The sequence below is a fragment of the Paenibacillus sp. FSL R5-0473 genome, from assembly GCF_038004565.1.
Lineage (GTDB): Bacteria > Bacillota > Bacilli > Paenibacillales > Paenibacillaceae > Paenibacillus > Paenibacillus amylolyticus.
The window spans coordinates 6,331,088-6,342,665 of the sequence record NZ_JBBORL010000001.1 but is presented as its reverse complement, the minus strand read 5'-3'; the positions used below and the strand labels follow the sequence as shown (position 1 = coordinate 6,342,665).

Here is an 11,578-nt window from a genome sequence, read left to right as displayed (position 1 = left end):
TTATATCGCCTCCATCTGGGCCTGAATCATCTGATAATATACACCTTGTCGTGCCAGCAATTCCTGATGTGTTCCCGTCTCTGCCACTGTGCCGCCATCCATGACAATAATTCGATCCATATGTGGCATCCAATGCAGACGATGGGTAGCCAAAAATACAAGTTTTCCTTCAAACAGCGGCAACATCGTCTGCTTCAGTTCATACTCTGTTTCCACATCCAGATGTGCTGTCGGTTCATCAAGCAACAGAATGTTGCGTTTACTAAGCAAGGCTCTTGCCAGCGCTACCCGTTGCTCCTGCCCACCACTGAGTTGTCTGCCGCCAGCCCCAATGAGCTCATGCAGCCCACCGGATAATGAGGTCAGAAGCTTGGTTAATCCAGCTGCGCTAATGGCCTTGGCCACTTCCGCATCCGAAGCCTCCGGCATATAGAAACGAACGTTATCGGCCAGGCTTCCACTGAAAATATACGGATGCTGTGGGATAGCTGCCGTCTGTCTTTGCCAAGATTCGAGCATATCTGGTGTAACCGGCTGGCCGTTAGCCAGTACTTGACCTGAAGAAGGCAGCTGAAATCCAGCCAATACGTCAATCAACGTGGACTTTCCTGCTCCGCTGGCACCAATAACACCAATTTTGCCAAGACCCGTGATCTGAAATGTGACATCCTTTAGCGAATAAGGACCTTCATCATCATGCCGTACCTGTACATCCGTTAGTGCTAGTCTGCTACTCTCATTCCAAGAGAACACTGAGGAAGAGGAAGAAACAAGCTCAGGAGTAGTAGAAACAGAAGCAGAATCAGGAGCAAGATGCCCCGCAGCCATTTTATCATTCAACACGACACGTATGGTCGAAGTAGCGGCTTTCCTTTTACCCAAAGACAATGATGCATATCCCGTCCCATCCTCTGCCATGTCCGCATGCGCAACAACATTTGCATAGGCTTCTTTTTGTTTCTGTTCAGCAGCTTTCCCCCGTTCAATCACTTGGTTGATAGCCGCTCCAGCTTCCTTACCGTCCAATGTGGCATGATAATCAGCGCCGAGCATACGTACAGGCAGGAAATATTCGGGTGCCAAGATCAGTACCGTCAGCGCAGGGCCAAGTAGCATATGCCCTTCTGTCAGACGTAATCCCAGACCAACTGCTACGGAAGCAACGGACAACATCGTAAAGAAATCGAGTGCAAACGAAGAAAGAAAAGCCATGCGCAGAGTAGACATCGTTGCTTTCCGATACCGCTGACTGACCCGCAAAATGGACCCTTCATGTGTTTTGCTCTGTCCCAATGTTTTTAGCGTTTCTAGTCCACGCAAGGTATCAACAAAATGGTTAGCGAGTGCTTTGTAAGATCTGAATTGTCCGTCTATCTTACGCTGAGCTGCGAGGCCAATCAGAATCATGAACACGATCAGAATCGGGAGTGTCAGCATCAGAATAACCCCGGACATCAGATCCAGCTTGAACACATACAGCAGAATGACGATAGGTGTGAATCCTATGCCCAGCATGCGAGGAATGAATAGTTCAAGATACGTCTTGTATTGAGCTGTCCCCTCACGTGCCAGCGTGACCAGATGGCCTGTGCCCTCCGTCTTCGCATAACGCGGTCCAAGTCTGAACCACTGCTCCACCATCTTTCTGCGCAGATCGGTCCCTGTCCTCTCCGCATATCGCGAAGTCACGAGTTGTAACCAGAAGGATAGGGCGTAGCGGGCGGCAAAAGCAGCCAGGAACAGCAGCAGTACAGGGTACTGCTCCGTTACGGATGAACCTTCAAACAATGCCGTGATGGCCTGTGCCAGCCATTTGGCTTGCATAATGATCGTCATCGCCTGTAGCAGCACCAGCGCTGAGGCCAGCGCAAGTACCGGCCGGATGCCCGGCAGCTTCATCAGCCCCCGTCCCATATCAGTACTCCAGGTGGTGCTGCTCGTTCAGACGTTTGCGGAAGATATAATAGCTCCAGATCTGATAACCGAGAACAAACGGCAGCAAAGTGCAAGCTACAATGGTCATTACTTTCAATGAATAAGCACCAGATGCAGCATTGTATACAGTCAGGTCATATGCCGCCCCAAAGGAACTCACCATCACTCTTGGGAAAAGTCCGATAAAGACCGAGGCAAAGGCAATTGCAATCACTGCCCCTGTCATACCAAAAGCCCAGCCTTCACGCTTCTGACGAACAAAGTATGCCGCAAGTGCAAGCGAAACTGCGCCAAGTACAACCATGATCCAAAGAGCCCAGCCGCGTACGGCGAACACATCGGTCATGAAATACGTCATTAACGCGTAAACAGCGAGCAGTGCAGCCAGCGGCAGCATCAATTTTTGCGCTGTCTTCAAGGCACGCTCTCTGAGATCACCTACTGTTCGTAGTGATGCAAACAGCAATCCATGAACCAGACACAGTAGCGTTACGCTCAAGCCGCCAATCACGGTGTACGGATTAACAATATCGAGGAATCCTGCACGCAATTGCATCTCCCCATCAATGGGCAGACCTTTCATCAATGTGGCAAAGACCACGCCGAACAGGAAAGGCAAGAGCGCGCTGGAGACAACAATGATGATGTCCCATGTTTTGCGCCAGCGTTGCTGTTTCATTTTACTGCGGAATTCGAAAGCAACTCCGCGGCCAATCAAGGCAAGCAACACCACCACAAGTGGCAGGTAAAAACCACTGAACAACGTGGCATACCAGTGCGGGAAGGCAGCAAACATTGCTCCCCCCGCCGTAATCAGCCATACTTCATTACCATCCCAGAACGGACCGATCGAGTTGATCAGAGTCCGACGTTCACGGTCTGTTTTGGCGATAATGCCTGTAGACATCCCCACACCAAAATCAAAACCTTCCAAAAAGAAGAAACCAACAAACAATACGGCAATCAGCAAAAACCACAACTCACTTAGTGACAACGGAATAACCTCCATCCACGCCGAACGGATCGGCCGATTCATCGTGATCTTCTGGCTTCTCGACCGCAAACGGTCCTGCTTTGATCTCACGTACGAACAGGTATACCATCACGATTCCGAGAACCGTATACGCAGCGGTAAAAGCGATGGTCGAGAACAGGATCGTTCCTGCGGATACGTTCGGCGAGACCCCGGCTTCGGTTGTCATATAGCCAAATACTGTCCATGGCTGTCTTCCTACCTCGGTCATAATCCAACCTGACGTATTGGCGATAAACGGCAGGGAGATGGCGAACACCATCAGACGCATAAACCACTTTCCAGCGACCTCCAGCTTCTTACGCATGGCTAGGAACGTACCGTATAGCGCCAATGCAATCATTAAACCACCCGCTGCGATCATAATGCGGAAACTCCAGAATGTTGTCCGTACCGGCGGGATGTAGTCCCCCGGTCCATACGTCTGTTCATACTCAGCTTGAAGCTCCTTCATACCTTTGACACTACCGGAGAACTTGCTGTAGGACAGATAACTGAGCAATCCAGGGATTTTGATCTCACCCGTACTCTCCTGTTTATCTGGGTCAATAAAAGCGACCACCGTCCATGGCGCCGGATCTTCTGTCGTTGTCCATGTGCCCTCACTGGCTGCCATCTTCATCGGCTGTGTCTCCACCAGATATTGCGCCTGGAAGTGACCCGAGAATGCGACGCCGAATGAAGAAACAAGAGCGATAATGATCGCAATATTAAACGATTTGCGGAAGATCTCCACATCCTGCTTTTTCATCAATTTGTAGGCACTGATCCCGGTTACGACGAAGGCCCCTGTCATCAATGCCCCAAAGACTGTATGTGGGAACTCAACGAGAAGCTGACCATTTGTGATGAGTGCAAAAAAATCATTCATCTCGGCTCGGCCGTTGTTAATCTCAAACCCAACAGGATGTTGCATAAATGAATTGGCTGCCAGAATCCACAGCGCGGACAGGAATGTGCCGACAAACACCAGCCAGATGCAGGCCAGATGCACTCTTTTGGACAAACGATCCCATCCAAATATCCACAATCCAATAAATGTAGACTCCATAAAAAACGCCAGTAGCGCTTCAATAGCCAGTGGCGCACCGAACACGTCCCCGACAAATCGGGAGTACTCGGACCAGTTCATACCAAACTGGAACTCTTGCAGAATACCTGTGACTACCCCGACGGCAAAGTTAATCAGGAACAGTTTGCCCCAGAACTTCGCCATCGTTTTGTAGATCTCCTTACCCTTAACAACGTACAACGTCTCCATGATTGCAACCAACAGTACAAGACCGATGGATAGCGGGACAAAAAAGAAATGGAAAATCGTTGTAAGTGCATATTGGATACGCGATAACATAATCGGATCCATACCGTTACCCCTTCTTTCTGTTCACTTCGCAGTATGCGTATTTGGCATTGAAGCTGCACCTTCGCTGTCTGTCCGCCAAATACGTTGATGAACGTATTGTGCCAGATTACCTATTTTATACATGTGAGAATTATCACAATCTTCGTCTCTAGAGCAAAAAAAAGTGATCCTGGTCACACAAAAGATAAAATTCAGCCTATTATCACAGCTTGCCAACTGCATCTATTCATGGAAGATACTCATGTTTGGGACGGAATGCCCATATGTTAGTCTCAGGCATATCATGCGAAGTACCGTGAGGGCTTTACATATGAAGTGAAAGCATGAAGCACATGCAGAGCGAAGACGCTCCATATTACAGTCAAGGTGAGGTGAACTATTCATGGAAAAACCTGCACCACTACCAGGTGAAGACGCCGAAGCCAGCCTGGATAAGGCCAGTACAACACAGCCCCCTGTCCGGTATGTTCTCTTCCCTCGCAAAGGAGGCTGGTCATCCTTTCCCTATCCCGATATTGCTGCACTGCTGTCGATCGAGGGAGAGGTCTACTATGTCAGCAGCCTGACGCAAACAGAAGATGTACCTCCGGTCATTACCGCCATCTCCCTCCCTGAGGCTGAGCAGCTATTGCTGGAACCTCGCACCGTAGCCGTGGTCGCCCATCCCTACTGGCTAATAGCTACGGCTTCGCTGGAGCCTGAGCTATGTATTGCCCTGCTCCCTGAGCCTGCTGGAAACGAAGCAGAATCTCCGTTATGGGAGAGCAGTATTTCCAAACTCGTCGGCATCGCCGATCTGGTCGGCACATCCTCCGAAACACGTTATATGAAGCTGTTATTCCAAGGCGTACGTGCCATCTGGCTGGGCGGCGAAGACCCTGCACCTGCGGGGACGATGCAAAAGGATGATCTCGAAGTCCCCCTCCGGGACTACGAACTGCTCTTCCTGCATGCGCTGCGGCAGATCCTGTCAGGCACTCCAGATAGCGTCACACTGCTTCAATGCAGTGTACGTGCCGACTTCTACCGTCAGCTCCGTGCCAAAGCAGGTGCACATGAGACGATATCCTTTTTGCTGGCAGCCTATGAGTACTTGCTTGAAGATCCGCGGGCCGTGCATTCGTTGCAAGAGGCCTTCACCCATGCGGTCATGAATGGTCGCAGTGATTGTGTGGTCTCCCATTATCGATTCCTGTCTGCCATCCATGCCCGGGCTGGACAGTTGGAGGACGCCCTGCGGGTATATGGAATTAGTGCAGCAGACGAACAAGAACGGCATCATTATGAACAGCTCTGTCGCTGGTTTGAGGCAGGAGAAGATCAACTTGTACGAGCGGAATTACTGCGTATGAACGATGACTACGGAACCGCGCTGCGCATCCTGGACGAACTTGGCGGAGAAACGGCGCGACATTGGAAATTCCGCATTTACCAGGAGACTGGACGTGTGGAAGAAGCACTAGCTCTGGTGCATGCAGTCGATATTCAGGATGATGCCAGTCGCCGGGATTATCAGCAATTATCCGGCAGTGCGCTGGCACTGCGAGGGGAACGACACGGGGCAGTCCGACATTTCCTTGAGACAGCACTGGAGGATGAAGATGCGCTGGCCCGGATTGTGGAGCTGGAGCTGTTGGATCATGCTGTACAGCAATTGCTTGGGGAGGTGCCATGATGCTGGACCCGAAGAAGCGTAGACAACAGTTGAATGGGCCAATGGTGCACAGGGATATCCGAACCGAAACCACTTACACGCCAACCGAAACAGTCGATCGAACACATACAGATGCATTGGAAAATGGAGATCACACCCCGGATCATGCACAACCAACGCAGGACATCCGAAGCCAAGTGCATCACTGGAATGATTCACAAGGTCAGGCAGAACAGAATGCTGCTGTAACACAAGAGGAAACAAGTGTATTCAAAGAACCCTTTTCCATTCGTCGGGTTCGCAAAAGCAAAGGCAACAAGCTGACCGCCATGCTCCAGGTTCGCAATGAACGTGGCCGATACCTTGAAGAAGTATTGCATGATCTGAGTGAATTCGTGGATGAGATCGTCATTGTGGACGATGCCAGCACAGACGGAACACCGGACATATGCAAAGCCTATCCAAAGGTGGTCCGTCTGGAGGTATTGGAGAAACCACTGTTCGCGGAGGAATGGCGGCTTCGCAACACCTTATGGCAAGCGGCTGCGGGAACATGTCCCGACTGGTTGCTCTCAGTTGATGCGGATGAGCTGTACAGCTCAGAGGCCAAGAAAGCCATACGCACTCTGATTAATCAGGAGTATGCGGACTGGTTTGCATTCCGATTCTACGATATGTGGGGTGGCCGGACCCACTACCGGGAAGATGATCTCTGGTGTCTGCATAAACGGCATACTGCTTCACTTGTACGGTATATGCCTGGATATCCTTATTTTTATCCACAACAGAATCATCATGTTCCCCGCCTTCCCTTGTCCTGCACGGTATTGCCTGGGGTCAGCACGGAATTGAAGGTTCAGCATCTCGGATGGGCAGGCAGCCTGGAGGATCGGGTTCGTAAATATTTGCGTTACAAGCGCATTGATCCTAGCGGTGAGTGGGGCAATCTTGCACATTACGAGTCTATTCTCGATCCGGAACCTCGGCTGATTCCCTGGAAGGAGGGACCGTGAGATGGGCGTGGTGAGTATTCTGACGCATAGTTTCACCGACGGGTACAACCGGGAATTCGGCCGGGTATTTGGTGGTGGACTGGAACGCTACATTCTGGATCTGTGCAGTGTCATCCGAGGGCTCGGACATATTCCCGAAGTTCATCAGCTCTCTTATTTTGAAGCATTCCAGACTCGGACGGAGCAGATTGACGTATTTGGTTATTCGTACGACATGGATAATGTACCGGAAGCCTTTGAGCGGATGGCAGCCGCAGCGCGCGGCCCAGTGATCTATGCCAGCTGTCTGTGGCAACCCATCACCTACAAACCCGGCAGTCTTGGCATCTGTCACGGCATTAATTGGGATCGTCCCGGACTTCCACTGGAGACCAAACAACAAGTGGCGGAACATATTCAACTGGCTCTGGATGGACTCGTGCGCATTGTATCCGTGGATTCTCACTTCCAGACCTTTTGCCGAGCTGCGTGCACCTATACCGATCCAAGGCAGGTTGTCCTGATTCCCAATGCGGTGGATACGTCCTATTTCACACCTGCCCCACCAACGCGGACCTTTGAGCAAGAACAGGAAGACGAATGGCTTGTCGCATGGAGGAATGATCTGGCAAGTCATGTAGACAGTGCTGGTGCAGTTATATCAGGAGTGCAAGCTGTAGAAGGCAAGGGTGGAACGAGTCGTGATGAAGCAGACAGTGGTAAGGCTAACGGAGATGGAGGTGGGGATACAGATAGCGATCAAGAACGAGAGGAGAAAGGAACGGTAGATCTCCATTTGCAGTTATCAAAACTGGAAGAAGCTGAGGTAGATGGCGAAACGTATAGGTTTGCTCATAATCACCGGAATTCAAAGGATTGGGCTACGGAGATTCTGGTAGAAGCAGATGCTGAGTATCAGGTTAATGGTCCGATTCAGGGACAGGTTGAAAAGGAAACTGTGGATGCCCGTATAACCTCTCCCCGTCCAATTCGCATTATCTATCCACGCCGCATCAGCATGGAACGGGGTATTATTCCAATGATGCTGGCAGCGGATAAACTACTTGGAGCCTTTCCAGATCTGGAGATTGAATTTGCCGGGGAACTGGTCGAAGGCAGCACGGCCGGGAGAGTCTTTCGTTACTGGCATCGTACTCATCCACATGCGGAGCGAATTAACCAGCGCACGTATGATTTCCGGGATATTCGGGAGGCCTACCATCAGGCAGATATCGCTGTGATTCCAACTGTGTTCTCGGAAGGCACCTCCTATGCCTGTCTGGAAGCGATGAGCTGTGGACTTCCGGTAATTGCCTCCAATGTTGGCGGATTGAATGATCTGATTCAGGATGGTTTTAATGGGCTACTGGTACCTCCTGGTGAGCAGGAACTAACCGCTGCACTGGTACGTCTTGTACAGGATCGGGCCGAGCGAGAACGACTGGGAATCTATGCGCGCGAGACTGCACTGTCCTATGATCTTGCCAGGTGGCGGAGCCGGTGGAGCACGGTGTTGGAATCTTTTTTGGCAGAGACAGGATTAAAGGAGGGAATTCGGGGATGATGGATACGCCCAAGGCAACGGAATTCATGGAATCAAGATACATTCGGCAAAGTGACCCTAAAACGGACACATTGGTCTTCCCGCTGCATCCGGCATGGTGGAGCCGTCCCTACGAATATGAATGGGCCCGGCGGTTTGCACGTCCAGATGATGTCGTCCTTGATGCAGCCTGCGGCATCTCCCATCCGTTCAAATTCTGGCTTGCCGAACACTGCCGCGAGGTTCACGCTTGTGACTGGGATGAACGTATTTTGTCTGAAGAGGCGATAAGACTGGATATTGTTTCTGATTTTGGCGAGCAGGCCGCTCAGGATCTGCCGGAATCAACTCTCGACCGATTGCACCGTGCAAAGGCTAATCTGGCCCAGCTTCCGTACGAGTCGGGTAAGTTTGATCGGGTGTTCTGTATCTCTGTACTGGAGCATCTGGATACAGGCACGATGCTGCGAGCTTTTCGTGAATTCGCTCGGGTGCTGAAACCAAACGGACAGTTGATCGCCACCTTCGATGTACCCGAGATGCGGCCGGATCTGCTGGAGACAATCATGGCTGTCACCGGATTAACCATTGAAGATAAACTGAATGTGAAAGAGCCGGACGATGCCATCTGGTCTGACATGTACGGCACGCCGATCCGCTGTTTTCGAGCGGTGATATGCAAAGGTTGAGACGAATTGGGTTACGTTGAGTTAAGTGCAGAGTGGAAAATTGAGGGCTTAAGGGCTCGACCCATTAGCAACGGAACAATACACGGTTCGGGCAATGCTCCGATTACCTGTAGCTCCGTTGCTTTTGCAATTTCAATCGGATGGGCTAGTGCGGGAATATATGGGGATGTAGAGGGGTTGGAGGTTCGGGACTAGAGACTAGGGATAAGAGATTAGTGATTAAAGATTAAAGATTAAAGATTAAAGATTAAAGATTAAAGATTAAAGGAAATTATAGGTGTACCAGTAACATGTTGCACTGGTTGGTGTACTCTTTGGCATAGGCTGCGCCGGGTGCTGTCAGGCGCAACAGGGTTTGCAGGCCCGGCGGGATTGTCTTCGCCGGGCGACCTGTGGCGGCAGGTTGCCGCGCAGTGAGTTGGGCCGATTTGGCCCACTCACGCGCCAGGTTCTGCCGCCCGGCGAGCAGCGCGAGCGTGCCCGCGAGGAGCGCGTGAGCGGTACGCTCCGGGGCGGGCACTTCGTCCGCGTGGGGCTGCTGCGCGCCGTCAGGCGTGCCGCATAGCGCAAGCAGCCCTTCGCGGACGCTCGCGGGTGCGCGCAGCAGCCCGCAGCGGGCCGCAGGCGGAAGCGCTGCAAGCAACGCCAGCGCGCCGCGAGGCGGCAGGGCTTCCAGCAGGCGCAGCCATGCGGCCCAGGCGCCTACGCAGGCGAGCGCTTGCGCAGCCGCGAGCACGCCGCTAGGCGCGGGCGCGGCCGGGCCTGGCGTTGCGCCGCGGGGCGGGCTGCATGCCCTGCCGCTGCCGCGGGCCAAGGCCCCGCGCTGCAGCAGCGCCTCGGCGGCGTGGGCCGCTGCGGGCAGCGCTGCCGCATGGCGAGCCGCCGCTCGGGCGTTGCGCCCGCCGGGCTGCTTGTGGCCCAGCGCCCACAGCGCAAGGGCCACCTCTGGCCCGTGCTGCGCATGGGCCGCCCAGGGCTGCAAAGCCGCCCGAGCCGCGGCGTCCTCGCCCAACTGGGCCAGCGCAAGCCCGGCGGCCAGCGGCTGTGCCCGCAGCGGGCCAGCAAGCGCCGCCGTATGGCGCAGCAGCCACTCCGGCCGATGCGCGGCAAGCGCGGCCGGGATCAACGCTTGCCATGCCGCAGGTGTCAAGCTTACCCGAGCGGCAACGCTGGCGATGGCATGCGGCCGCCCTGTGGCTGCGGCCAGCAACAACAGCCGCTGCCATGCAGGCAAGCTGCCGGGTTGCATGCTCAGCGCCGCCGTGTACGCGGTTTCTGCCTCTGCCCAACGGCCAGCCCGCTCATATGCCATGCCTTCCAGCGTCAGGCTACGATAGGTCCCAGCACCAGAGACTGATGTATACCTGCTGGCCGTGGAAGCAGCTGATTTAGCCTGTTTTAACCAATTCAAGGCCACGTCCTCTCTCCCTTGATCCAGTTCAAGTACAGCACCAAACTCCAACAAATCCGGAAAATCCTCATACACGGGCGCCCATGCTTCCACTACAGCAAGCGCCCGTTCCGGGCTGCCAATCTCTCGCCAGGCGTAAGCCGTTTTCAGCACCAGATCCGAGTGATATCCACACTCCGGCTTAAGCTGTGCCAATAATGGCTGTAACAAACGGAGTGCTTCATCATACTTCGCTTGCTGAAACCATTCTGCAGCCAGAGCATATAACAACTCCGGTTGATCGCCCTCCTGATTCAACGCGAAACGAATCAACTGCATGTTCCGTGCGCCTTTATTTTTGTCGGTAATCACCTGCTCCAGATATCCGTAATGAATGACTTCAAGTCCAGAATGAAGCACACCTTGCGGAGCCAGTGACATGATGGAAGAAGCAATCTCTTCATGAATTCTGCCCTGAAAAGCAATTCGGGGATCATTTCGGAACAAACGACACACCGCATCCGTCACAAGCTCTTCACCGGACACACCCAGCAGACTTGTGACCTGTATCCAGTATCCCCACACGTCATCCCTACTTGCCGCTAACAACCGCATGAGTTCTGTCTTCATCTGAGAGGTCTGTACCCATACCTCATCCGCATCAAGCACCAGAATCCACGGTTTCGTAGCAGCGGCCAGTGACAGATTACGGGCTTCACTGAAATCTCCGTTCCACTCCGTACGAATTACAACGGCCCCCTGGAGACGAGCAATTTCAGTTGTATCGTCTACCGAGCCTGTGTCCACAACGATGATCTCATCCACAACATCCCTGACTGCATTCAAGCACCGCTGGAGTGACCCGGCTTCATCCTTCACGATCATACACAAACTAATCCCTATGCCCATATTCGTCACCACCCCTCACCAACGGAGTTCACCCCACCCATTAGCCTGCTGATTTAAGTTTGACCCCGGA

The 11,578-nt window shown here is 52.9% G+C and carries 8 protein-coding genes; 4 read left to right on the top strand and 4 right to left on the bottom strand.

All coding sequences use genetic code 11. The features are described 5' to 3' along the window. Genes cydD through MKY28_RS27860 form a run of 3 tightly spaced genes read right to left on the bottom strand, consistent with a single transcriptional unit; the run spans position 1 to position 4,331 of the window. The gene (gene cydD, locus MKY28_RS27870; RefSeq protein WP_340937578.1) at positions 1 to 1,914 is read right to left on the bottom strand and encodes a thiol reductant ABC exporter subunit CydD; all 1,914 of its coding nucleotides are present in this window, start codon (positions 1,912 to 1,914) and stop codon (positions 1 to 3) included. A gap of 1 nt (position 1,915) precedes the next feature. After that, positions 1,916 to 2,971: a cytochrome d ubiquinol oxidase subunit II gene (gene cydB / locus MKY28_RS27865; RefSeq protein WP_244898245.1), complete on the bottom strand. Its 1,056-nt coding sequence runs from the start codon at positions 2,969 to 2,971 to the stop codon at positions 1,916 to 1,918. Next, a complete protein-coding gene (locus MKY28_RS27860) occupies positions 2,916 to 4,331 on the bottom strand; it encodes a cytochrome ubiquinol oxidase subunit I (RefSeq protein WP_340937577.1) in 1,416 nt (471 codons plus the stop codon). The genes cydB and MKY28_RS27860 overlap by 56 nt, the downstream gene beginning before the upstream one ends. Positions 4,332 to 4,713: 382 nt before the next feature. Here MKY28_RS27860 and MKY28_RS27855 point away from each other — a divergent pair, with 382 nt between their 5' ends. The 4 genes from MKY28_RS27855 to MKY28_RS27840 are packed head-to-tail and all read left to right on the top strand — an operon-like array spanning position 4,714 to position 9,209. Then, entirely contained in the window at positions 4,714 to 6,006 is a 1,293-nt protein-coding gene (locus MKY28_RS27855) for a tetratricopeptide repeat protein (protein ID WP_340937576.1), read from the top strand. Beyond that, the gene (locus MKY28_RS27850; protein WP_081745987.1) at positions 6,006 to 6,998 is read left to right on the top strand and encodes a glycosyltransferase; all 993 of its coding nucleotides are present in this window, start codon (positions 6,006 to 6,008) and stop codon (positions 6,996 to 6,998) included. Before MKY28_RS27855 ends, MKY28_RS27850 begins: the two co-directional genes overlap by 1 nt. Before the next feature lies 1 nt (position 6,999). Continuing rightward, positions 7,000 to 8,541 carry a glycosyltransferase family 4 protein gene (locus MKY28_RS27845; RefSeq protein ID WP_340937575.1) on the top strand — a complete coding sequence of 514 codons (1,542 nt, stop codon included), beginning with the start codon at positions 7,000 to 7,002 and terminating at the stop codon, positions 8,539 to 8,541. After that, a complete protein-coding gene (locus tag MKY28_RS27840; protein WP_081745988.1) occupies positions 8,538 to 9,209 on the top strand; it encodes a class I SAM-dependent methyltransferase in 672 nt (223 codons plus the stop codon). The genes MKY28_RS27845 and MKY28_RS27840 overlap by 4 nt, the downstream gene beginning before the upstream one ends. A 271-nt stretch (positions 9,210 to 9,480) precedes the next feature. Here MKY28_RS27840 and MKY28_RS27835 read toward each other — a convergent pair whose 3' ends face one another. Then, positions 9,481 to 11,484, bottom strand: a complete 2,004-nt coding sequence (locus MKY28_RS27835) for a glycosyltransferase family 2 protein (RefSeq protein ID WP_340937573.1) — start codon at positions 11,482 to 11,484, stop codon at positions 9,481 to 9,483. Between the last annotated feature and the right edge of the window lie 94 nt (positions 11,485 to 11,578).